Origin of the sequence: Nonomuraea sp. NPDC005692 (genome assembly GCF_040631115.1) — a bacterium.
Lineage (GTDB): Bacteria > Actinomycetota > Actinomycetes > Streptosporangiales > Streptosporangiaceae > Nonomuraea.
The window spans coordinates 14,756-37,446 of the sequence record NZ_JBEXYU010000016.1 but is presented as its reverse complement, the minus strand read 5'-3'; the positions used below and the strand labels follow the sequence as shown (position 1 = coordinate 37,446).

At 73.8% G+C, this 22,691-nt stretch carries 17 protein-coding genes; 6 read left to right on the top strand and 11 right to left on the bottom strand.

Annotated elements, in window-relative coordinates:
- Positions 1–64 precede the first annotated feature (64 nt).
- The 3 genes from ABZ459_RS29030 to ABZ459_RS29020 all read left to right on the top strand — a co-directional run bounded on the left by ABZ459_RS29030 (position 65) and on the right by ABZ459_RS29020 (position 7,041).
- Positions 65–3,472 (top strand): phosphodiester glycosidase family protein, encoded by a 3,408-nt coding sequence (locus tag ABZ459_RS29030; RefSeq protein ID WP_357976679.1) that lies wholly within the window; start codon positions 65–67, stop codon positions 3,470–3,472.
- A 183-nt stretch (positions 3,473–3,655) separates the two neighbouring features.
- Positions 3,656–5,833 (top strand): glycogen debranching N-terminal domain-containing protein, encoded by a 2,178-nt coding sequence (locus tag ABZ459_RS29025; RefSeq protein WP_357976676.1) that lies wholly within the window; start codon positions 3,656–3,658, stop codon positions 5,831–5,833.
- Positions 5,834–5,862: 29 nt separating this feature from the next.
- Positions 5,863–7,041, top strand: coding sequence for a glycosyltransferase family 4 protein (locus ABZ459_RS29020; protein ID WP_357976673.1), 1,179 nt, complete (start codon positions 5,863–5,865; stop codon positions 7,039–7,041).
- Here ABZ459_RS29020 and ABZ459_RS29015 read toward each other — a convergent pair.
- Genes ABZ459_RS29015 through ABZ459_RS28995 form a run of 5 tightly spaced genes read right to left on the bottom strand, consistent with a single transcriptional unit; the run spans position 6,983 to position 11,803 of the window.
- Positions 6,983–8,260: an ABC transporter substrate-binding protein gene (locus tag ABZ459_RS29015; protein WP_357976670.1), complete on the bottom strand. Its 1,278-nt coding sequence runs from the start codon at positions 8,258–8,260 to the stop codon at positions 6,983–6,985. The two genes, ABZ459_RS29020 and ABZ459_RS29015, sit on opposite strands and share 59 nt — an antisense overlap.
- Positions 8,250–9,353 carry a branched-chain amino acid ABC transporter permease gene (locus tag ABZ459_RS29010; RefSeq protein WP_357976667.1) on the bottom strand — a complete coding sequence of 368 codons (1,104 nt, stop codon included), beginning with the start codon at positions 9,351–9,353 and terminating at the stop codon, positions 8,250–8,252. Before ABZ459_RS29010 ends, ABZ459_RS29015 begins: the two co-directional genes overlap by 11 nt.
- The gene (locus ABZ459_RS29005; RefSeq protein WP_357976664.1) at positions 9,346–10,236 is read right to left on the bottom strand and encodes a branched-chain amino acid ABC transporter permease; all 891 of its coding nucleotides are present in this window, start codon (positions 10,234–10,236) and stop codon (positions 9,346–9,348) included. Before ABZ459_RS29005 ends, ABZ459_RS29010 begins: the two co-directional genes overlap by 8 nt.
- Positions 10,233–11,003 carry an ABC transporter ATP-binding protein gene (locus tag ABZ459_RS29000; protein ID WP_357976662.1) on the bottom strand — a complete coding sequence of 257 codons (771 nt, stop codon included), beginning with the start codon at positions 11,001–11,003 and terminating at the stop codon, positions 10,233–10,235. The genes ABZ459_RS29005 and ABZ459_RS29000 overlap by 4 nt, the downstream gene beginning before the upstream one ends.
- Before the next feature lie 23 nt (positions 11,004–11,026).
- On the bottom strand, positions 11,027–11,803 hold the full coding sequence (locus tag ABZ459_RS28995; RefSeq protein ID WP_357976659.1) for an ABC transporter ATP-binding protein: 777 nt from the start codon (positions 11,801–11,803) through the stop codon (positions 11,027–11,029).
- Positions 11,804–11,991: 188 nt separating this feature from the next.
- Between ABZ459_RS28995 and ABZ459_RS28990 the strand changes: the two genes are divergently transcribed.
- Together ABZ459_RS28990 and ABZ459_RS28985 are read left to right on the top strand one after the other, a co-directional pair.
- Positions 11,992–13,194, top strand: coding sequence for a helix-turn-helix domain-containing protein (locus ABZ459_RS28990; protein WP_357976656.1), 1,203 nt, complete (start codon positions 11,992–11,994; stop codon positions 13,192–13,194).
- 300 nt (positions 13,195–13,494) lie between these two features.
- On the top strand, positions 13,495–14,454 hold the full coding sequence (locus ABZ459_RS28985) for a TNT domain-containing protein (protein ID WP_357976653.1): 960 nt from the start codon (positions 13,495–13,497) through the stop codon (positions 14,452–14,454).
- A 43-nt stretch (positions 14,455–14,497) separates the two neighbouring features.
- Here the strand turns inward: ABZ459_RS28985 and ABZ459_RS28980 are convergent, their stop codons facing one another.
- From ABZ459_RS28980 to ABZ459_RS28960, 5 genes are all read right to left on the bottom strand, one after another.
- Positions 14,498–16,186, bottom strand: coding sequence for an aromatic amino acid ammonia-lyase (locus tag ABZ459_RS28980; protein WP_357976650.1), 1,689 nt, complete (start codon positions 16,184–16,186; stop codon positions 14,498–14,500).
- Positions 16,187–16,317: 131 nt separating this feature from the next.
- Positions 16,318–17,103, bottom strand: a complete 786-nt coding sequence (locus ABZ459_RS28975) for an ABC transporter ATP-binding protein (protein ID WP_357976647.1) — start codon at positions 17,101–17,103, stop codon at positions 16,318–16,320.
- Positions 17,093–18,205 (bottom strand): iron ABC transporter permease, encoded by a 1,113-nt coding sequence (locus ABZ459_RS28970; RefSeq protein ID WP_357976644.1) that lies wholly within the window; start codon positions 18,203–18,205, stop codon positions 17,093–17,095. The genes ABZ459_RS28975 and ABZ459_RS28970 overlap by 11 nt, the downstream gene beginning before the upstream one ends.
- A complete protein-coding gene (locus tag ABZ459_RS28965; RefSeq protein ID WP_357976641.1) occupies positions 18,198–19,271 on the bottom strand; it encodes an ABC transporter substrate-binding protein in 1,074 nt (357 codons plus the stop codon). The genes ABZ459_RS28970 and ABZ459_RS28965 overlap by 8 nt, the downstream gene beginning before the upstream one ends.
- Before the next feature lie 135 nt (positions 19,272–19,406).
- Positions 19,407–20,024 (bottom strand): hypothetical protein, encoded by a 618-nt coding sequence (locus ABZ459_RS28960; protein ID WP_357976638.1) that lies wholly within the window; start codon positions 20,022–20,024, stop codon positions 19,407–19,409.
- 245 nt (positions 20,025–20,269) lie between these two features.
- Between ABZ459_RS28960 and ABZ459_RS28955 the strand changes: the two genes are divergently transcribed.
- Positions 20,270–20,878, top strand: coding sequence for a hypothetical protein (locus ABZ459_RS28955; RefSeq protein WP_357976635.1), 609 nt, complete (start codon positions 20,270–20,272; stop codon positions 20,876–20,878).
- Positions 20,879–20,888: 10 nt separating this feature from the next.
- Here ABZ459_RS28955 and ABZ459_RS28950 read toward each other — a convergent pair whose 3' ends face one another.
- Complete coding sequence (locus tag ABZ459_RS28950) at positions 20,889–22,613, bottom strand: phosphatidylglycerol lysyltransferase domain-containing protein (protein ID WP_357976632.1); 1,725 nt, start codon at positions 22,611–22,613, stop codon at positions 20,889–20,891.
- Between the last annotated feature and the right edge of the window lie 78 nt (positions 22,614–22,691).

Sequence of the window (22,691 nt, the reverse complement as noted above, 5' to 3'; positions counted from 1 at the left end):
GAAATTTTCTTTTAGTTCACTCCGAAGTCTTGAAACTTATATCCACGAACGATTGAGTTCGGTCGTGCAGACCCTCCGTTTCCTGGCCGCCGCCGCGCTCGTGTTAGGGCCGGTGGCCCTGAGCGCGCCCGCGCAGGCCGACCCCGCCCCGCCCGCCGAGGACGCGCTGAAGGCGTCCTCCTACCCGCCGCCCTCCACGCTGATCAGCCAGGCCACCGCCGGGCAGCCCCGCCTGGAGACGGCCAAGAGGACCCGGCCGGTCGCGCCGGGCCTCTCGCTGACCTCGTTCGACACCTACGACGCGCTGGGCTGGCTGCGTGCCGACGCGCTGACCGCCGACCTCGGTGGCGGCAAGGGCGGGCCCAGGGCCGACTACGTCTTCTCCGGCGAGGTGACCAGGACCGAGCCGCTGTCCGGCCCCGCCGGGCGCTCCCGTGCGGTGGCGGCGGTCAACGGCGACTTCTTCGACATCAACAACTCCGGCGCCGCCCAGGGCATCGGCGTGCAGGACGGCACGCTGGTCCAGTCGCCGGCCGCCGGGCACGACAACGCGGTCGCCGTCACCGGCGACGGCGTCGGGCGGGTGCTCAAGATGTACTTCGAGGGCACCGCCACGCCCTCCGGCGGCGCGCCGATCGCGCTCACCCAGTTCAACCAGATGGTGCAGAACGGCGGCGTCGGCCTGTTCACGCCGCTGTGGGGCTCCTACAACCGGGCCCGCGCCGTCGAGGGCGCCGCCACGGTCACCGAGGTCGTGCTGGTGGACGGCGTGGTCACCGAGGTGCGCAACGCCGCCGGCACCGGGCCCATCCCCGCCGGCACCACCATCCTGCTCGGCCGGGACGCCGGCGCCGCCGCCCTGTCGGCCCTGAAGGCCGGCGACCGCGTGGACGTGAAGTACCAGCCGAAGGCCTCGGACGGCTCGACCGTCAAGGCGGCCGTCGGCGGCAACTACGTCCTGGTCAAGGACGGCGTCGTGCAGAACAGCACCGACGCGGCCGCGCACCCGCGCACCGCCGTGGGCTTCTCCGCCGACGGCAGGAAGATGTACCTGCTGACCGTGGACGGCCGCCAGGCCGACAGCCGCGGCGTCACGCTCAACGAGCTGGCCGCCATGATGGTGGACCTGGGCGCGGCCAACGCGCTCAACCTCGACGGCGGCGGCTCCTCCACCCTGCTGGCGCGCGAGCCCGGCTCGGCCGGGGTGCAGGTGGAGAACAGTCCCTCCGACGGCGGCGAGCGCCACGTGCCCAACGGCCTGGCGCTGTACGCGCCCGAGGGCAGCGGCAGGCTCAAGGGCTTCTGGCTGGAGACCGCGAGCGACCCGGCCAAGGCGCCCGGCGTCGGCCCGGTCGCGGGCGGCCGTCCCGACCGCGTCTTCCCCGGCCTCACCAGGCGGCTGACCGCCGCCGGCTACGACGAGACGTACGGCCCCGCGGCCGGCACGCCGTCGTGGCGGGCCAACCCGGCCGTGCACGGAGTCATCAGGAACGGCAGGTTCCACGCCCTGGTGCCCGGCCAGACCACGGTCACCGCCGCGCGCGGCGGCGCCAAGGGCACGATCGGCCTGACCGTGCTCCAGCCGCTGCAGCGGCTCGGCGCCACGGCCGACCGGCTCGGCATCGCGGGCGCCGACGGCAGCGCCGCCTTCGGCGTCGTCGGCTACGACCGCAACGGCAACTCCGCGCCCATCGAGCCGGACGACCTCACGCTCGACTACGACCGGAACCTGTTCGAGGTCACCCCGGCCGAGCACGGCTACTTCACCGTCAAGGCCCGGCAGGCCACCGGCTCCGGGCTGATCACCGCCAAGGTCGGCAAGATCACCACGGCCGTGCCGGTGACGGTCGGCTTCGAGTCCAAGCCGGTCGCCGACTTCGAGGACGCGGCCAGGTGGACCTTCGCCGCCGCCCGCGCCACCGGCTCGCTGTCGGCCGCGCCGGGCCAGAGCGGCGGCGGGCTCAAGCTGTCCTACGACTTCACCACCTCGACCGCCACCCGGGCCGCGTACGCCAGCCCGCCGCAGCAGATCGTGGTGGACGGGCAGCCGCAGGCGTTCGGGCTGTGGATCAACTCCACCGGCAAGGGGGAGTGGCCCAGCCTGGAGTTCTACGACGCGCTCGGCCAGTCGCAGATCCTGCGCGGGCCGTACCTGACGTGGACCGGCTGGCAGTACGTCGAGTTCCCGGTGCCCGCCGGGGTCAACTACCCGCTCAAGCTCCGGCGCTTCTACGTGGCCGAGACCAGGGCCGACGCCAAGTACGGCAACGACATCCTGATCGACGGCCTGGTGGCCAAGGTGCCGCCGTCGATCACCGCGCCCGCCGCGCCCAAGGTCGCCGACCCCGTGGTCAAGGCGGACGTGGCCAAGGCGCCCTGGCGGTTCGCGGTCATGTCGGACGCCCAGTTCGTGGCCAGGAACCCCGACAGCGACATCGTCAGGAACGCCCGCCGCACGCTCAAGGAGATCAAGGCCGCCAAGCCCGACTTCCTGCTGATCAACGGCGACCTGGTGGACGAGGCGTCGCCGGAGGACTTCGCGCTGGCGAAGAAGATCCTCGACGAGGAGCTGGGAGGAGAGCTGAAATATCACTACATCCCCGGCAACCATGAGGTCATGGGCGGCAAGATCGACAACTTCAAGGCCGTCTTCGGCGACACGTACGGCACGTTCGACCACAAGGGCACCCGCTTCGTCACCCTGGACACCTCCCGCCTGAACCTGCGCGGCGGCGGCTACGACCAGGTCGCGATGCTCCGCTCCGAGCTCGACAAGGCAGCGAAGGACGCCTCCGTCGGGTCGGTCGCCGTGCTGTTCCACGTGCCGCCGCGCGACCCCACGCCGGGCAAGGGCAGCCAGCTCGGCGACCGGAAGGAGGCCGCGCTGGTCGAGGGCTGGCTGGCCGGCTTCCAGCGCGACACCGGCAAGGGCGCGGCCTTCATCGGCGGGCACGTGGGCACGTTCAACGCCTCGCGCGTGGACGCGGTGCCGTACTTCATCAACGGCAACTCCGGCAAGAACCCGGCCACCGCCCCCGAGGACGGCGGCTTCACCGGCTGGTCGCTGTGGGGCGTGGACCCCGTGACGCCCGCCGAGGCCGAGCACGTACGGCGCAACTGGTTCACCGACGCGCCCGACTGGATCGGCACGCAGGTGCGGCCGCACGTGGACGAGCTGACGCTGACCGCGCCCGCGACCGTCGCCGTCGGCGCGCCCGCGCCGGTCACGGCGGCGATCCGGCAGGACGACCGGGCCGTCCCGGCCGCCTACCCGGTCTCGGTCACCTGGTCCGGCTCGCCCAACCTGCACGTCGGCACCCGCCAGACGGCCAAGCCGTGGCACGTGGCGGTGCTCGACCCGGGCACGGGCACGATCACGGCCCTGCGGGCGGGACAGGTGACGGTCGCGGTCACCGTCAGCGGGGTCACCCGCCAGGCGACCGTGGCGCTCACCGCCAAGGCCGCCGCCTGAGGCCCCGGCCGGGGAGGAATCACCCTCCCCGGCCGAAGCACCCCAGATACCGAAATATCGGGACGAAGTGTTAAGAATCTAGACAGCCATGGGATTCCCCCTTCTTCCTCCGGATAGCACTCCTGACGTGCGGGGACCTGCCCCCGCAGGCGCGGGACCGGGGGAAGGACTGGGGGCTCGTCGGTGAACGCATGGACCTTCGAGGGACAACCCGGCGCGCTGGGCGACACGGTCACGCTCGTGGAGGGCGGCTCGTTCTGCGTGTGCCAGTGCGGCGGCGACATCGTCCCCGGCGGCGCGCAGGGCGTCTACCACGCCGACACCCGCCTGCTGTCCCGCTGGATGCTGCGGGTGGACGACCATCCCGTCGAGCCGCTGCAGGTCATCATGGGCGAGCCGTACCACGCCACCTTCCTCGGCAAGGCCCGGCCGCGTCCCGGATGGGCCGAGAGCACGCTGCTCGTGGTGCGCGACCGCTACGTCGGCGGCGGGCTGCGCGAGGACCTCACGCTGCGCAACATGTCCGAGGAGGCCGCGGGCTGCGTCGTGTGCGTGCAGGCCGGCGCCGACCTGGCCGACCTGTTCGAGGTGAAGTCCGAACGGAGCTGGCCCGCCGAGGACGTCGAGATGAACCCCGGCGAGCGCGGCATCGAGGTCTACTCGCCCAGCCGGGCCCGCGGCGCCAGGATCGCCGTCGAACCGGCGGGCACGCCGGTCGTCACCGCGCCGGGCCTGCTCACCTTCGACGTCGTGGTGCCCGCCCGCGGCGAGTGGCGGGTCACCGTGCTCGTGACGCCGGTCCACGAGGGCGAGGAGTCCTCGGCCCGGTTCCCGGTCGCCCATCCCACCCACCACGCCGAGCCGGCCCGCCGTCTGGCCGAGTGGACCGCCAGCACCCCCGTCCTGGAGAGCACGAACGCCGCTCTCGTCGAGGCCCTGGCCCGCTCCCGGGAGGACCTGGGCAGCCTGCGCCTGTTCGACCGCGACCATCCCGACGAGCCGCCCGCGATCGCCGCCGGCGCGCCCTGGTTCATGACGCTGTTCGGCCGCGACTCGCTGCTGACCTCCTGGATGGCGCTGCCGCTGGACCAGACGCTCGCCCTCGGCACCCTGCGCAGGCTGGCCCGGCTCCAGGGCGCCAAGGTCGACGCGCTGTCCGAGGAGGAGCCCGGCAAGATCATGCACGAGCTGCGCTTCGGCGTCCAGGACGGCTCCTCGCCGTACGGCGGGCGGGCCTACTACGGCTCGGTGGACGCCACCCCGCTGTTCGTCATGCTGCTCGGCGAGGTGCGCCGCTGGGGCGTGCACCGCGAGGCGGTGGAGGAGCTGCTGCCGCACGCCGACGCCGCCCTGGCCTGGATCGAGGAGTACGCCAGCCGCGACGGCTTCGTCTGGTACCAGCGCAAGACCGACCGCGGCCTGGTCAACCAGGGCTGGAAGGACTCCTTCGACGGCGTCAACTTCGCCGACGGCACCATCGCCCGCCCGCCGATCGCCCTGGCCGAGGTGCAGGGCTACGTCTACGCCGCCTACCTCGCCCGCGCCCACTTCGCCTGCCAGCAGGGCGACGAGGCCGCCGAGCGGCGCTACGTGCAGCGGGCGCGGGCGATCAGGGAGGCGTTCAACGAACGGTTCTGGCTGCCCGGCCCCGGCTACTACGCCATGGGCCTGGACGGGCGCGGCCGGCCCATCGACGGCCTCGGCTCCAACATGGGCCACTGCCTGTGGGCCGGCATCGCCGACGAGGACAAGGCCCGGCAGGTGGCCCGCCACCTGCTCTCGCCCGAGATGTTCACCGGGTTCGGGGTGCGCACGCTGGCCTCGTCCATGGGGGCCTACAACCCGATGAGCTACCACAACGGCTCGGTGTGGCCGCACGACAGCGCGATCATCGCCGCCGGGCTGATGCGCTACGGCCACGTCGAGGAGGCCCAGCGCATCGCCGTCGGGCTGCTGGAGGCCGCGCACGCCTTCGGGGGGCGGCTGCCGGAGCTGTTCTGCGGGTTCGGCAAGGAGGAGTACGGGCGGCCGGTGCCGTACCCGACGTCGTGCTCGCCGCAGGCGTGGGCCGCCGCCGCGCCCATCCAGCTGCTGCGCACGCTGCTGCGGCTGGACCCGTGGGTGCCGTACGGGAAGTTGTGGCTGGTCCCGGCGCTGCCCGAGGGGTTCGGGGAGGTGACGATCAAAGGCATGCCGGTGGGCGACTCCAGGGTCGGCATCCGCGTCAGGGGCGAGGACGGCACGCCGCTGGTGTCCGGCCTGCCCGACGGCGTCGAACTGGTCACCGAACCTCGCTGCCCGATCAGCGGCGCCTGCCGGTCCGGCCCCGCCCGCAGGGCGCACGGCCTGCCGGCGCTGTGACGACCGGACCGACACGGGGAGGTGCTGGGATGACGACGGAAGCCGAGGACGACTGGGAAGGCGCGCTGCGCATCGTGATGGTCGCTCCGCCGTGGGAGGAGGTGCCGCCGCGGGCCTACGGTGGGATCGAGCAGATGCTCGCCGACCTGATCACGGGCCTGTCCGCCCGCGGCCACGAGGTGACGCTGATCGGCGCGGGCAGCACGGGTCTGCCGGCCAAGTTCCTGGTCACCTACCCCGAGGCGCCCTCGGAGCGGATCGGCGAGGGGCTGCCCGAGGTGCTGCACGCCGCCCAGGCATGGCGGGCGCTGGAAGGGCTGCCCGCCGACATCGTGCACGACCATTCGCTGGCAGGGCCGCTCACCGCCCTCGGCAGGGCGACCCCGACCGTGGTCACCTGCCACGGCGATGCCGGCGGTGAGCTGGGCGAGGTGTACCGGGCGCTCGGCGAGCGCGTCAACCTGATCGCCGTCTCCGACGCCCAGCGCGCCGACGCCCCCGACCTCAACTGGATCGCCACCGTGCACAACGCGCTCGACACCGCCTCCTTCCCCTTCCGGGAGCACAAGGAGGACTGGGTGCTGTGGCTGGGCCGCTTCAGCCACAGCAAGGGCACGCACCTGGCCATCGACGCCGCCCGCGCGGCGGGCCGCCGCATCGTGCTGGCCGGCAAGCTCACCGAGCCGTGCGAGCACGTCTACTTCGACGAGCACGTACGGCCGCGGCTCGGCCCCGGCGTCACCTACCTGGGCGAGGCCGACGCCGGGCGCAAGCGCGAGCTGCTGGCCGCCGCCCGCTGCATGGTCTTCCCCATCCAGTGGGAGGAGCCGTTCGGCATGGTGGTGATCGAGGCCATGGCCTGCGGCACGCCCGTCGTCGCCATCGGCCGGGGCGCGGTGCCGGAGATCGTGGTGGACGGCGTGACGGGGTTCGTCCTGCGGGAGGCGGCCGAGCTGCCCGCGGCGATCGAGGCTGCCGGACGGCTCGACCCGCGGGCCTGCCGCGCCCACGTCGAACGGCACTTCGGCGTGGCGGCGATGGCCGCGGCCTACGAGGCGGTCTACCGCCGCATGCTGGCCGCCCCCCGCCCGGCGGGGCTCGCCGACGAGCCCGGCGGCCGGGGCGACGTCCAGCGGTGGGGCTCACCGGTCAGCCGGCCGCCGGGACGGTGTACTTGCCGGCCAGCTCCGACACCGCCGCCTCCTTGAGGATGACGGCGCCGCCCACCGCCTGCTTGTCGGGCTTGACCACGTAGGAGGCGCGCGAGGCGGGCCGGTCGAAGACGCTGAAGTCCATCGGCGTGCCGCCCAGCCCGGCCTCCCACGACTTCTGCGACCGGTGCGCCGCGACGATGCCCGCCCGGCTGAGGTCCTTGGCCTCGCACGCCTTGCGCAGCGCGTCGCCGACGATGATCGCCGCGGTCCATCCGGCCGCCACGCCGCTGTCCAGGGGCTGGCCGGCGTACTTGGCCCGGTAGTCGGCGACGAGCTTGGCGTAGGCGGGCAGCGGCGCGCTGATCGGGGCGCCCGCGGTCACGTAGAAGAAGTCCTTGAGCAGCGCAGGCGCGGCGGGGGTGGCCAGGAGCTGCGGGCTGTAGGCCGAGTTGCTGCCCACGAACGGCACGTCCATCCCGGCGGCCAGGGCCACGCCGACCAGCGAGGCCGTCTGGCGCGGGCCGACCGAGACCAGCACGGCCCGCACGCCCGCCTTCCTGAACGCCGCCACCTGCGCGGTCATGTCCTGGTCGGTCGCCTTGATCTTCTGCTCGACCAGCGTGAGCCCCAGCTCGCCGGCGGCGTACTTGGACCCGGCCAGCGCGCTCTCGCCGTAGTCGCCCTCGAAGTACAGGTGGCCGATCCGGTCCCCGGCCTTGACGCCCTTCTCCTTCACCAGGAAGTCGACGGCGTTGATCATGTCGACGTCGTAGGTGGTGCCGGTGACCTGGATGGCCTCGCTGCCGAGCAGGCTGGTGGCCCATGCCATGGGCAGGGTGAGGATCTTGTCCGCGGTGATCCGGTCCTTGAGCGCGGTGACCATCGGCGAGCCGATGAACTGCGGGATCGCCGCCGTCCTCGGCGCGACCTCGGCGTAGGCGGCCATCGCCTTCTGCGCGTCGTAACCGTGGTCGCGGACGATGGTCTCGATCTTCCTGCCGCAGACGCCGCCGCTCTGGTTGACCTGCTCGAAGTAGAGCTGCTGCGCCTGGGTGAGGCTCTTGCCCAGCGAGGCGTAGGGGCCGGTCAGGTCGGTGAGCAGGCTGAGCGTGATCGTGTCGGCGGTGACGCCGGGGCCGGTCCTGACGCCGTCGCCGCCGGCGGCGGTGGCGGTCGCCTGGCCGCCGCCGGTGGCCTTGCCGCTGGCGCAGGCGGTGGCCGCCAGCCCCAGCGCCAGCAGCGCGGCCAGGACGGCCGTGCGGTTACGGGACATGTGAGCTCCTGGTCTCGGGGGACGGATCCGGTGACGGTGAAGCGGACGGGCGGCGCCCCGGTGACCGGCGGCGCAGGACGCGCGGCAGGCCGAGCAGGCCGCCCGGGAGGAAGAGCACGACGGCGACGACGGCGGCGCCGTACAGGATGCGGGCGGCCTCGGCGGGGGACAGGCCGCCGCCGGAGCCGGACGGGGACACCAGGGGGATGGCGTCGCCGTACCGGGTCAGCAGCTGCGGCAGCAGGGAGACGAAGACGGCGCCGAGCACCGCGCCGCCCACCGAGCCCAGGCCGCCGATGACGATCATCGCGAGGTAGTCGAGGGAGAGCAGCATGCCGAAGTAGTCGGGCACGGTCCGCTGGAAGACCAGGGCCAGCAGCACGCCGGCCAGGCCGCCGTACATGGACGACAACACGAAGACGCCGGCCCGGTAGCGGGTGACGGGCACGCCCATCACCCCGGCCGCGATCTCGTGGTCGCGGATCGTGTTCAGCGCCCTGCCCGGCCGCCCGCGCAGCACGCCGCGGGCGAACAGCGCCGCCGCGAGCAGCGCCAGGCCGCCCAGGAACCACAGCCGCTCCAGCGCGCCGAACGGAACGTCCAGCACGACCAGCTCCGGCCCGTCGGCGAAGGCGAACCCGAAGACCTCCATCGCCGGGACGGCACGCCCGTTGAACCCGCCGGTGACCGGCCCGGCGTTGAACAGCAGATGCTGTCCGCCGAAGATCAGCGCCAGCGTGGCGATGCCCAGGTAGGCGCCCTTGAGCCGGCCCGCGATCGGGCTGAACAGCCCGCCGGCGACCCCGGCCAGCGCCACCGCCAGCACCGCGGCCACCGGCGTCGGCAGGCCCAGGCCGCCCAGCGACGCGGTGGGCTCGGCGGCCAGGTAGACGTAGGCGTAGGCGCCGACGGCCAGGAAGAACGCGTGGCCCATGGACAACTGCCCGGTCGCCCCGGTCAGCAGGTTGACGCCGATCGCGCCGATCGCGGCCGCCATCGCGAACAGGCCCGCCTGCAGCCAGAACCCCTCCAGATAGAAGGGCACGGCGACGAAGACGGCCAGGGCCACCAGTGACACGACGGGCCTAGACACGGGCCCGCTCCCTCGTCCCGAACAGCCCGGCGGGCCGCAGCAGCAGCACGACGACCATGACGAGGAACGGCGCCACGTCGCCGATCCCGCGGCCGAGGAAGGCCAGGTCGTTCTGGTAGCCGGTGGTCAGGGCCTCGGTGACGCCGACGATCAGGCCGCCGGCCAGCGCCCCCGTGGTGGAGTCCAGGCCGCCGAGTATCGCGGCGGGGAAGGCCTTCAGCGCGGCCAGCGAGGAGCCGCGGTCCAGGCCGGGCGTGGGGAAGACGCACAGGAACAGCGCGGCCACCGCGGCCAGCGCCCCGGCCACGGCCCACGCGCTGACCGAGACCCGGCCGAGCCGCACGCCCATGAGCGCGGCCGTCTCGGGGTCCTCGGCGGTGGCCCGCATCGCCACCCCCCACCCGGTGTACTTGAACGCCAGCAGGAACGCCGCGATCAGCACCCCGGCCACGGCCAGCGCGACGACCCGGGTCTCGGCGACCGTGACCGGCCCGAGGCGCAGCACCCGCGAGCCCCACGGGTCGCCCATGGCCAGCACCTCGGTGCCGATCCGCCGGGTGAGCTCGGTGGTCAGCACGATGTCCACGCCGATGGTGACGATGGCCAGCACGCTGTGCGAACCGGCCTTCGAGCGGCGGATGACCAGGAACTCCACCAGCGCTCCGATGACCGCCGCCGCCGCGACCCCGGCCAGCAGCGCGGGCCAGAAGCCGAGGTGGGGGTGCAGCCGCGCCACCACGTATCCGCCGGCCAGCAGCAGCGAGGCGTGCGCGAAGTTCACCACCTCGGTCGCCTTGAAGATGACGACGAAGCCGAGCGCGATCAGCGCGTAGACGGCCCCCAGCGAGACCCCGTTGACGAGCAGCTCCACGAAGGTGATCACTCCGTCTCCTCCACGCCCAGGTACGCGCCGATGACCGCCGGGTCGTTCTGCACCTCGGCGGGAGGCCCGTCGGCGATGCGGCGGCCGAAGTCCAGCACGGTCACCCGGTCGGCCAGCCGCATGACCATGCCCATGTCGTGCTCGACCAGGAGGACGGAGACGCCCAGGCTCTCCCGTACCGACCTGATCAGCCCGGCCATCTCCAGCCGCTCGCCGCCGTTCATCCCGGCGACCGGCTCGTCCAGCAGGAGCAGGCGTGGCTCCATGGCCAGGGCCCTGGCCAGCTCGACCCGCTTCTGCACGCCGTACGGGAGCAGCCCGACCGGCGTGTCCAGCACCGCGGCGAGCCCGGCGAAGGCCGCGATCTCGGCGACCCTGGCGGCGTGGGCGCGCCGCTCGCGGCGCGCGCCCGGCAGGCCGAGCCCGGCGGAGACGAACCCGGCCCGGGTGAGCCGGTGGCGGCCCAGCAGCAGGTTGTCCCGCACCGGCTGGTGCGGGGAGAGCGCGATGTTCTGGAACGTGCGGGCGACGCCGAGCGCGGCGATCCGGTGCGGGCGCAGCGCGGTCAGCTCGCTCGCGCCGAACCTGACGCTGCCCGAGGCGGCCCGGCAGACGCCGGACAGCACGTTGAAGCAGGTGGACTTGCCCGCGCCGTTGGGGCCGATGAGCGCGTGCACGGTGCCGGGCGCGACCGTGAAGCCGACGCCGTCCAGCGCCGTCAGGCCGGCGAAGCGGACGGTCACGTCGCGTACCTCCAGGGCGGGCATACCATCCGGTTGGTATGTCGGGGTCACGCGGACCACCTCGACAACCCGGCTCTCGCCGGCGGGGCCGGGGTCCCGTCGTCCACGCCCAGGTAGCGGCGGCGCACCTCGTCACCGGCGGCCAGCTCGGCCGCGGGCCCCGCCAGCGCGACCGCGCCGACCTCCAGCACGTACGCGTGGGAGGCCAGCGACAGGGCCGTGGCGACGTTCTGCTCGACGAGCAGGATCGAGGTGCCGGCGGCGTTGATCGTCCTGATCGTGGCGGCGATCGTGGCGGCCGCCCGGGGGGCCAGGCCGAGCGTCGGCTCGTCCAGCAGCAGCACCGACGGCTCGGCCATCAGCGCCCGGCCGATGGCCAGCATCTGCTGCTCGCCGCCCGACAGCAGCCCGGCGCGCTGGTGCGCGCGCTCGGCCAGGACGGGGAACAGCTCGCGCACGCGCCGCCCGGCCCGGACGGCGGCCGCGCGCGGCGTGCCCAGCCCGCCGGCCCGCAGGTTCTCCTCCACCGTCATGCGGGCGAACACGCGGCGGCCCTCGGGCACGTGCGTGACACCGCGCCGCACCACGGCCGCGGCCGGCTGCCCGTCCACCCGCACCCCGGCCACGGTGACGCCGCCCGCGGCGATCCGGCCCCGGTGGAACCGGAGCGTTCCCGAGACCGCCCGCAGCAGCGTCGTCTTCCCTGCGCCGTTCGCGCCCAGCACGGCCACCACCGCCCCGGACGGCACGCTCAGTGACACGCCGTCCAGCGCCCGGACGGGACCGTAGTCCACCACGAGACCGTCCACGCTCAGCTCGGCCATTCGTCTTCCTCACAGGACCCCATGGCGGCCCACCCAAACCGGCGGGCGGGGCCGCCGTCCAGATGCGGCGGCGAAGTCGGGCTCGCTGCCCACCGCGGCCGGGGGCCCGTTGTGCAGCCGCACAATGCGAGGTCACAAAACGCTACAGAGCCTTGTTCTGGAACGGCGGCCGGTGGCAGCCTCGGGGAATGCGTCCCCCTACGGTCGTGGACGAGGACGTCCGCCAGACGTTACGCACCGCAGCCAGGGCACTGCTCGAACGCCTGCCCGAACTGACCGGCGAGCTGGTCGCCAGGACGCGCGGCGGCGACGACGTCTACAGCGCCTGCGTCCCCTACGACGAGCACTGGAAGAGCACCCTCGAAGGCGTGCGCCTGGGCCTGACCGCGATCCTGCAGGAGCCGTCCGAGCGGCGCGACCTGGTCTTCACCCGGTCGATGGCCCAGCGCAGGGCCGAGCAGGGTCTTCCGCTGGAGTCGCTGCTGCGCATGTACCGCCTGGCCGGCCAGGTCACCTGGGCGGCGATCGTGGACCACATGGAACGCGAGCGCCCCGAACGCCTCGACGTCCTGGTCCGCGCCGCCAGCCACGTCTGGCACGCGATCGACCGGCAGTCGCTGGTGGCCTGCGACGTCTACGGCAGGCGCGAGCAGGAGATCCTCGGCCGCAGCAAGGAACGCGTCAACGCGCTGCTGGACGCCCTGCTCGACGGCGCCGCCGACGCGGGGGTGGTGCGCGCCGCCGCCGACTCCCTGGACCTGCCGGAACGCGCCCGCTACGCCGTCGTCACCGTGCGCTTCCCGCGCGGACGCCACCACGACGACGTCCGGCTGCCCGCGACCCTGGGCACGCTGCGGCTGCTGTGGCGCATGCGCACCGGGCACGAGGTCGCCGTCGTCGCGCTCGGCCGGGCCACCCTGGACGACCTGTGCCAGGAGCTGAGCCTCATCGTCAGCGGCGTGGCCGGGGTCAGCCCCGTCGTCACCGGCCTGGACGAGCTGGGCACCGCGCACGAGCTGGCCTCCCTCGCCATGCGCACCTGCGCCGACGGCGGCCCCGAGATCGCCCGCCTGGACGAGCGCGTGCCCGCCGTGCTGATGATCAGCCGGCCCGGCGTCACCGGCCACCTCGTCGAAGGCGCGCTCGGCCGGCTGCTCGCCCTCGACCCGGCCGACCGCGACACGTTGCTGACCACCCTGGAGACCTGGCTGGCCTGCGACGGCTCGGCCGCCAGGGCCGCCGGCCGGCTGTTCTGCCACCGCAACACGATCATCAACCGGGTCCGCAGGATCGAGCAGCTCACCGGCCGCTCGCTCACCCGCCCGCGGGACATCGTCGACCTCGCGCTGGCCCTGGACGCGGTCCGCCTGCTGCCCCCGGCGCAGGGATGATCAGGCTCGGCCCCGCCCGGTGAGACCCGCAAAGCGCCGCATTCTCGGATATTTCAACCCTTAGCGAGAATGGCCGCTTTCGTTGCTGCACTCTTTGCTGTTCTCTTGTCATGCCGAAGATGCGATATGGGCGGCAGGCGGGAATGTAGCTGTCGATCAGCGCATTCGACACCTGGCTGCATACATGCCGGCATTGCTGATGAATTATCCGGACGTCGCGTCCATGCCGCCGTCCCAGGTGTCGCCGAATCGCTCGTGATCTCTTTCATTCGCTTATTCTGCACGATCCACGGGAAACTCATGCGAATCAACCGACGAAGTGTCGTCCTGGCCGTCGCGATATGCCTGGCGGCCGACCCCATGGGGAGCGTGTCCGCGCACGCCGACAGCACCCTCCGGCAAACCGCCCCGCTCGTGCGGCCGGTGCCTGTCCAGCCGACGCCGCCTGCAGGCAAGGGCGAACCCGGGAAGGAGGGCCAGGAAACCGGCGGGCTGGTCTGCGGGCCGCCGTACGTGACCGGCGATCCGGACCTCGGGCCGACGATCCTGCCCCGGACCGGCTATCTCGGCGCCCTTCTGCGTGACTACGTGCCGCTGGGCGGTCTCACCCCGCAGCACTTCCTCTCCCGCTACTGGGACTACGCCGCCAACAATTACCGTTTCCCGCCCGACTCCGGTTTCGGCCGCTCCGGCAATTACCCCAACGGCAGACTGCTGCTCAAGACGACGTTTCTGCAGATCGGCATGAGGCTCGACCGTTTCGGCGGTTACGGGGGAGCGTTCCTGTCGCCGCTGGGCGACCAGTTCATCAAGCGCGCTCTGCCGCCGCGCAACCTGAACACCAATCCGCAGGATCCGCAGCATCTGTGCAATTACCACGCGTTCCGGGTGCTCAAGTCGTTCCGCGTCGAGGTGGGCCCGGCGGCGCCCGCGTTCGAGCAGTCGGGCGGCGGCACGCAGTACCACGTGCTCAGCAGGTACATCCCGGAGGCTCCGCAGACCAGCGAGGAAGTTCCGGTGAGCTGGCTGCTCGCGAACGGATACCTGGAGGAGATCGAACCGGTCGTGGTGACCGTCGTCAGGACCGACGGCGACACGGCGGCCCGCGACACGGCAGCCTCCGACACCGGGACCTCCGACACCGGTGCCCGCGACACGTTCCGCGACACGGCGGCCCGCGACGCGATCAACCGCGGCACCTACGTCACGGCCGGCAAGCCCGCCCCGATGATCCGCCCGTCCAGGTCCGGGCGGCCCTAGGCACGGGCCGCGGCGGCCTGCGCACCCCCACCGTTCCGGTACGTCACCGGGCGGTGTACGGCGTCAGGCCGCCCGCGTGCACCAGCGAGATCGTCCGTTCCAGGTCGGGGGTCAGGTAGCGGTCGTCGCCCAGCGGCGCGACGTGGCGCCTGAGCTCGTCGTGCAGGGCGCGGGTCGCCGTCCCGAGCGGCAGGCCGGCCATCTTCGCCGCGATCAGGTCGATGCCCTGCGCCGCCATCAGGTACTGCACCGCCAGCACGATCTCCAGCCGGTCGAGGTTCGCGTGCAGGTCGCGGGCCGAGGCCATCGCCATCGTGTTGTGGTCCTCCTGGCCGTCCTTGACCGGACGCGACAACGTGCCCGCCGGATGGGCCCTGACCTGCATCTCGGGGACCACCGCCGCGGCCACCGACTGCACCTGCACCATCCCGGAGTTCAGGCCGACGCTCCCGCCGGCCAGGTTCGCCGGCAGGCCGTAGCTCCAGCGGGGCGACAGCAGGCGTCCGGACAACTCCTGCGACAGGACGCCGAGGTCGGTGATCTCGGCGTTCAGGCTGTCGGCGAGATGGCCCATGATCGAGCCGTCCCAGTTGCCGCCCATCACGAACTCGTAGCCGGGGCCGCGTTCCCGCCGGAAGACCAGCGGGTTGGAGGTCGAGGAGTTGGCCTCGCGCGCCAGCGTCCGGCGGATGGCGGCGAGCACCTGCCGCAGCCCGGCCATGATGTGCGGGGCCGCGCGCACCGAGACCGCGTCCTGCACGCGCGGGGTGTAGTTCGCCGGGTCGAGCCGCCTGCGGCCCTCCTCGGTCATCCATTCCGAACCCGCGACCATGGCCCGCAGCCGCGCCGCGACCGCGTCCTCCTCCGGGATGTGCCGCTCGCGGTGCGTACGCGCGTCCAGCGAGCCGCGCTCGGCCCTGGTCGCCTCCATGAACAGGGCGAATGCCCCCTCCGCCTGGTCGGCGAGCACCGTGGCCCGGTGCAGGGCGTGCATCAGCGTGGCGGCCAGCACCGTGCTGCCGCTGACGATCGGCAGCGCCTCCCCGGCCTCGAAGGTGAAGCTCGCGGGCAGCCCGGCCCGCGGCAACATCTGCGAGGCCGGCCCGGTCTCGCCCCGGTAGTGCACCGGCGCGTCCTCGCCCAGCGCGGCCAGCCCGGCCGCCGCCTGCGGCTGCAGGTCGCCGGTGCCGAGCGAGCCGATCTGCGGCATCACCGGCACGACCCCGGCGTTCACCAGGGACAGCAGCCGCTGCGGCACCTCGGGCCGTACGCCCATCTTCGCCCTGGCCATCTGGTTGGCCTTGAGGATCAGCGCCAGCCTGACCACGTCGTCGGGGAACGCCGGGCCGACGCCCGCCGCGTGCGAACGCAGCACGTTGCGCTGGAACTGCTCGGCCTCCTCCGGCGAGAGCAGGCGGTCCTTCAGCGGGCCGAGCGCCTGGTTCCAGCCGTACACCCGCTGGCCGCTCAGGGCCGCCAGCGCCCCCGCCCGCGACTGCGCCATCCGGGCCCGCGCGGCCTCCGACACCCGCGCGAGCACGGGACGGCCCGCCAGGATCGCGAAGGCGTCCCGCAGCGCGAACCGACCGCCGTCCAGCACCAGGTTCAGCACCGGCGCCGTCCCCGGAGGGGCCGGGGCCGCCACTGGGGGAGGGGCCGGGAGAGGGGCCGGGACGGCGACGGCCCGCTCCGGCACGCACACCGCCGCGAGCAGGCCGACACCGGCGGCCATTCGTCCTACTTTGCTGATCGCCACGGTCCCCCGGCCCCTTCACGACGAAGTTCCACTCCGCTCCGTTTATAACCGGCCGGACGGACGGCGCCCGGCACGGCTCCGCACCGGGGGACGAGTGCTGACCCGCCCTATGGCAGGCGCTTACCTCCCGCCCTGGACGCCACCGCCACATGCGGCCGCCCGGTGATCGGATGCGGCCCCACATGGGCCAGGACGCCGAAGACCTCCTCGATGAAGGCCGGGGTCAGCACCTCCAGGGGCGGCCCCTGCCCGGCGACCCGGCCCTCGCGCAGCACGACGATCCGGTCGGCGTAGGCGGCGGCCTGGTCCAGGTCGTGCAGGGCGGCCAGCAGCGTCAGGCCGAGCGAGCGGATCAGGTCCAGCAGGAGGAGCTGGGACCCGACGTCCAGGTGGTTGCCCGGTTCGTCCAGGATCAGCAGCGGCGCCTCCTGGGCCAGCGCGCGGGCCAGCAGCACGCGCTGCCGCTCGCCGCCGGACAGCGTGGTCATCAGCCGGTCGGCCGCCCAGTCCATGCCGACCCGCTCCAGGGCCGTGGCGACCACCGCCCGGTCGCCCGCGCTCTCCCGGTCCAGCGCCCGCTTGTGGCTGTGGCGTCCGGCCGCGACGACCTCGGCCACGGAGAACCCCTCTCCGGCCGGATTGTGCTGGGGCAGGACCGCCCGCCGCCGCGCGGCGTGCCGGGGCCGCATCCGCCACAGGTCGTCGCCGTCCAGCCGGACGACGCCGCCCGACGGGCGCAGCGACCGGTAGACCGTGCGCAGCAGCGTGGACTTGCCGCTGCCGTTCGGCCCGACCAGCGCCACGAACTCGCCCGGCCCGGCGCTCAGCGTGACGTCGGTGACGATGGGCCGCGCGTCGATGCTCGCGCTGACGCCCGCGAGGTCAAGCCGCATCGCCGCCGCCTCCCGCCCGCCGCCGGCGCAGCAGCCACAGGAAGAACGGCACGCCGAGCCCCGTGGTGAAGACGCCCACCGGCAGCTCGTTCGGCCGGTCGGCCACCCGCGCCGCCAGGTCGACCAGCACCAGGAACACCGCGCCGGCCAGCAGCGAGACCGGCAGCACCCGGCGGTGGTCGGCCCCGACCACGAAGCGGACCATGTGCGGGACCATCAGCCCGATGAATCCGATGCCGCCGACCACGCTGACCACCGTCGCCGTCAGCAGCGACCCGGCCGCCAGCAGCCCGATCCGCAGCGCGGCGACCGGCACGCCGATCGCGACCGCGGACTCCTCGCCGGCCAGCAGCGCGTTGAGCGCCCGCGCCTGCGAGGACAGCCACGCCACGCAGCACACGACGAGCAGTGCGGGCACGCCCAGGTCGGCCCACGACGCCCCGGCGACGCTGCCCATCAGCCAGAACATCATGCCCTGCAGCTCGGTCGGGTTGAGCTGGAGCTGCACGAACGTGGTGGCCGCCGAGCACAGGTAGCCGACGGCCACGCCGGTCAGCACCAGCCACGAGTCCAGCAGCCTGCCGGAACGCTGGGACAGGACGTACACCACCAGCGCCGACAGCAGCGCGGCGGCGAAGGCGGCCCCGGTGACGCCGAGCGCGCCGGTCAGCCCGGCCAGCGCGCCGCCCCCGAGCGCGGGCACCAGTACGGCTCCCAGCGACGCCGCCGACGACACGCCCAGCACGTACGGGTCGGCGAGCGGGTTGCGGACCAGCGCCTGCAACGCCACCCCGGCCACCGACAACGCGGCCCCGGCCAGCGCGGCCAGCAGCGCCCGGGGCGTGCGGATCTCCCACACGACCTGCGCGAGCAGCGGATCGGCCTGCTCGCCGCGCCCGGTCAGGTACGCCCACACCACCCCCCACACCTGGTCCGGCGGCAGGTTCACCGACCCGGCGGAGATCCCGATCACCAGGGCCACGACCAGCGCGGCCCCGAGCCCGGCCAGCAGGAACCCGGTCGCCCGCCCGGACACCGCGTGCGGCCGCCGCGGCGGGACGGGCGCGGCGCGGCGCGGCGGCGCGGTCAGCGTGTCAGCCACCGGGATGCACCACCTTGGAGATCTTCTCCACGGCCCAGGCGTTCAGCGGCCCGAGGTAGACGCCGTCGGAGACGACCGTGAAGGTTCTGGATCTGGCCGCGGCCCAGTGGGGGTAGGCGGCGAACAGCTTGGCCGCCGCCTCCGCGCCCTTCTCCGCGGGCGTGAACAGCCCGACGACCAGCACGTCCACCTGGGCGGTGGCGAGCTGCTCGCGGTTGAGTGTGCGCGTCATGTCGGCGGTCTGGCCGGCGAAGGCGTTGACCCCGCCGGCCGCCCTGATGACGTCGTCGTAGATGCCGCCGGTCATCACGGCGGGCAGGCCGTTGGCGTTCATCATGGCCATGCCGGGATAGGCGATCAGCACCTTCCTGGGCGGCAGCGCCGCGACGCGGGCCCGTACCGACTCCACCCGCGCCCGCAGCCGCCCGATCAGGTCGAACGCCTTGCGCTGCACGTCGAACACCCGCCCGAGCAGGCTGAGGAACTCCAGCGAGGAGTTGATCGACTGGTTGCGGTAGGCGCGCTTCTCCTGCTCGGTGGCCTCCGGCTTGCCCATCGCGCAGTTGACCGGGTTGACCACCGAGGTGATGCCGGCCGCGGCGAGCTGCTCGCGGGTGGCGAAGCCCCGGGCGGGGTCGAACCCGCCCGACCAGGTGGAGACCACCAGGTCGGGCTTGAGCTTGAGCACCTGCTCGGCGGGCACGTCGAAGTTCTTGTTCATGGTCAGCCCGCCGGTCGGCAGCGCCTTGATGCGGGCCGTCATGGACGGGTCGTCGGACACGCCGTAGCTCTGGGCGTTGGCCAGGATGCTGCGCTCCAGCCCGAGCAGCAGGAAGCTCTCCACCTCGCCGACGCTGGTGCCGTTCAGGATCAGGACGCGCTGCGGCGGCCGGCGGAAGGTGACCCGCGTGCCGCAGTTGTCGAAGGTGAGGGGGTAGGCGGTCCGGCCGGCGGACGCCGGTGCGACGGTGGCCGCCTCGCCGCCGGTGGCCGCGGACGTGCCGCAGGCGGCGGCCAGCAGCACGAGCGCGAGCGCCGAGGCCCGGCGGGTACGGGAAGGTCTCATGGGTGATGTCCTCTGAGTCGGGTCCGGAGGCGCGCACGCCGGACCGGCCCCACGGCGGGGGCGGGCACGGCGGCGAGCCGGGATTGTCGTCGGAGGAACCGCGGGGCACGGGCGCGCGAAGGACCGCGGGCGCGCTCAGGCGGGCAGGCCCACGACCGTCGGACGGACCGGCCACCGCGGCTCCGGTCCACCCGCGGGAGGCCCCCGCAGCACCAGCACGTGCCGCAGGAACAGCCGGACGCGCGCCGTGACGTCGTCGCGCCCGCCCACCGGGGTGCGCGCCGGCGCGGCCCACCCGGACACGGCGAGGAACAGCACCAGCAGCGGGCGCAGCACCCACCCGGCCAGCTCGCGGACCAGGGCGCACAGCCCCGACTCCACCCAGCGCAGCCAGACCGACGTCAGCAGCACGCTCGCCGCGTGCACGAGCAGCATCCCGAACCCCGGGGCGCCGGTGTCGTGCGCGTGAACCAGGCTCGCGGGGGCGGCGGCGGGGGCGGGATGGTCGCAGCTCAGCGAGAGCAGCAGGTGCAGGACGACCTGCGAGGCGCCCGTCGCGGGCACGATGGCGGCCAGCGTGCGCTCACGCCCGGTCAGGGCCAGGGCCGGCGCGAGGACCAGCAGGAACCCCGCCAGCAGCGCCCCGGGGTCGAAGCAGCCGCCGCCCGCCAGGTGGGCGAGCGCGGCCAGCGCGGCACACGTGCCGGCGAAGCTCGCCGCACGCAGCCACCGCACCAACGACCATGGACCCATCGAGGCCAGATCCTCCCACACGCCCGGCTCGCCCGCGTCTCACGGGGTGCGCGGGGTGGGGGATGGGCACGGGCCGGGGGCGGCGTGCTTCCCGGTTCGGGGATGGGCATGGGCCGGGGGCGGTGTGCTTTCCGGTGGGGTGTGCGGCGTGGCCGGCGCGGCGTACGCTCCGATGGTGACCCTCCGGTTGACTCCTCCGCCGCCTGACGACCGCTCGACGACGAGGGCTCCGTGAGGAGCCGCACATGACCGGCCTCGGCCCGCGCGCGGTCCTCGTCCCCGACCTGGGCGAAGACCTGGCCCGCGCGGTGGGCGAGCTGGAGAGGCTGCTGCTGGTGCTGCGCGCCGCCGAGTCCGTCGGCTCGCCGCTGCCCGGCCCGCTCGCCGGCGGGATCGCGCTGACCGCGCTGCGCCGGCTCTGGCGCGCGATCGGCCCCACGCAGGGCAGGCGCGCCGCCGCCGCCCGCCTGGCCGGTCGCCTGTACGCCCCCGGCGGCCAGGTCGAGCACGTGCCACTGCGCCTGGTCGACGTCGACCCGCTCGACGTGGCAACCCTGTCGGCGGCCGCGGTGGCGCTCGGCCTCGGGGCGGTCGGCAAGGGCGTGGTCCGCCAGGCCCTCGACGCCGTGTGCACCGACCTGCCCGCCACCGAGCTGGTGTCGGCGGCCGCCCGCTTCACCGGCCTGCTCGACCTGGCCGACACCGCCGACTCCATCGTCCTGCGCGAACGGCTGGCCGCCGCCGGGCCGGGCGCCGACGTCGTCCTCACTCCGGAGGCCGAGCGCGCCTACCAGGCCACCGCCGGCCGCCTCAACACCATGTGGCCCGCCACCGGCACCGCCGCCTCTCCCTGAACCGCGCGGTTCACGGGGTCTGGGGGGCGGCGGCGGCGCGGTCGTGCGTGAAGGGGCGGGGGAGGCGCAGGCGGGCGCGCAGCGGAAGGCCCGACGGGATGAACGCCTCGGCCTGGAGCGCCGCGACGCCGATCCTGGGCAGGTCGCGGGCGTTCGGGTAGACGACGAAGCGCGGCTCCCAGATCGGCCGGAACTTGGCGTTGAACCGGTACAGCGACTCGATCTGGAACCAGTGCGACAGGAAGACCAGCACCGACCGCCAGGCCCGCAGCACGGGCCCCGCGCCGAGCCGGTCGCCGCGGGCCAGCGTCGAGCGGAACATCGCGAAGTTGAGCGACACCTGCGTGATCCCCAGCGACGGCGCGGCCCGCAGTGTCTCGGCGATCAGCAGCTCGTTGAGGCCCGGGTCGGCGTCGCGGTCGCGGCGCATCAGGTCCAGCGAGACGCCCCGCGTGCCCCACGGCACGAAGTGCAGCACGGCCCTGAGGTCGCCGTCCTTGCAGGCGGTGGCGACCAGGCACTCGGCGTCGGCGGGGTCGCCGAAGCGGCCGAGCGCCATCGAGTAGCCGCGTTCGGTCTGGGTGCCGCGCCACAGCCCGGCGGCCCGGCGGATGCCCTCCTTCTCCTCCTCGGGCACGTCGCGGGCGCGGCGCACCCGGCAGACGTACCCGGCGCGGCGGGTGCGGTTGACCATCTGCCGCACGTTGCGCATCGCGCGGCCCTCCAGCGTGAAGTCGTCGACCTCGACGATCGCCTCGTCGCCGATCTCCAGCGCGGACAGTCCCGCCACCTTCGTCCAGACCTCGCCGCCCGTCTCGCCGCAGCCGATGACGGCGGGCACCCAGGCGTGCCGCCGCGCCTCGGCCGTGAACGCGCCGATCGCGGCCGGCCACGCCTCGCGGTCGCCGATCGGGTCGCCGCTGGCCAGCATCACGCCGGAGACGACCCGGTAGGCCACGGCCGCCTTGCCCGACGGCGAGAAGATCACGCTCTTGTCCCTGCGCAGCGCGAAGTAGCCGAGCGAGTCGCGCTCGCCGTGCACGGCCAGCAGGGCGCGCAGGCGGCGTTCGTCGTCGGCGGTCAGCTCGGCGGCCGGCCGTTCCGGACGCAGCGCCAGGTAGAGCGTCGTCACGGCGGTGAGCGCGCCCAGCGCGACGAGGGAGAAGTAGACCAGGTCGGAGACGCGTTCCACGGTGAACGTGACCGGCCCCTCGATGCCCGCCAGCCCCAGCGCCACGTGCTCCAGCCGGTCGGCCACGCCCGGACGGTCCACCAGCGCGCCCGGCCGGACGCTCACGATCAGGTAGCCGAGCCCCATGTCGATCGCGCCGAGCACGAGCAGGTTCCACAACGCCCGCCAGCGCGAGCGCGGGTCGGGCAGCGCCGTGAACTCCCGCTTGCCGGCCACCAGCACGGCCAGCAGCACGACGCTGATCGCGGCGGTCACCGGCCGCAGGTGCAGCACGCCCATGACGGCGCTCACCGGCAGCAGCACCACCACCGCCCGCCAGGCCCGCACCTTCCCCCGGCGCAGCGCGTGCGCGATCATCACCAGCATGATGCCGACCACCAGCGACGTCGCCCGCGCCACGGTCGTCACCGTCCCGGGCAGCAGGTCCGACCACTGGCCCATCCGCGTGTGCTCCAGCCGCGGCGCCACGGCCTTGGCGATGTCCAGCAGGCCGATGACCAGCGACGCGTAACCCGCCAGCGCGGGGATCCAGGGACGCTTCACAAATACCGATTGAAGCTCCTGCCGGTTAATCTCGTCGTTAACCACGCGCTTACGCCGGCCGGGATATTCCTGCTGTTC

Coding starts and splice junctions, on each gene's coding strand:
- ABZ459_RS29020 (WP_357976673.1), top strand. CDS start 5,863: ATGACGACGGAAGCCGAGGACGACTGGGAAGGCGCGCTGCGCATCGTG.
- ABZ459_RS29015 (WP_357976670.1), bottom strand. CDS start 8,260: ATGTCCCGTAACCGCACGGCCGTCCTGGCCGCGCTGCTGGCGCTGGGG.
- ABZ459_RS29000 (WP_357976662.1), bottom strand. CDS start 11,003: ATGCCCGCCCTGGAGGTACGCGACGTGACCGTCCGCTTCGCCGGCCTG.
- ABZ459_RS28995 (WP_357976659.1), bottom strand. CDS start 11,803: ATGGCCGAGCTGAGCGTGGACGGTCTCGTGGTGGACTACGGTCCCGTC.
- ABZ459_RS28990 (WP_357976656.1), top strand. CDS start 11,992: ATGCGTCCCCCTACGGTCGTGGACGAGGACGTCCGCCAGACGTTACGC.
- ABZ459_RS28985 (WP_357976653.1), top strand. CDS start 13,495: ATGCGAATCAACCGACGAAGTGTCGTCCTGGCCGTCGCGATATGCCTG.
- ABZ459_RS28980 (WP_357976650.1), bottom strand. CDS start 16,186: ATGGCCGCCGGTGTCGGCCTGCTCGCGGCGGTGTGCGTGCCGGAGCGG.
- ABZ459_RS28975 (WP_357976647.1), bottom strand. CDS start 17,103: ATGCGGCTTGACCTCGCGGGCGTCAGCGCGAGCATCGACGCGCGGCCC.
- ABZ459_RS28965 (WP_357976641.1), bottom strand. CDS start 19,271: ATGAGACCTTCCCGTACCCGCCGGGCCTCGGCGCTCGCGCTCGTGCTG.
- ABZ459_RS28960 (WP_357976638.1), bottom strand. CDS start 20,024: ATGGGTCCATGGTCGTTGGTGCGGTGGCTGCGTGCGGCGAGCTTCGCC.
- ABZ459_RS28955 (WP_357976635.1), top strand. CDS start 20,270: ATGACCGGCCTCGGCCCGCGCGCGGTCCTCGTCCCCGACCTGGGCGAA.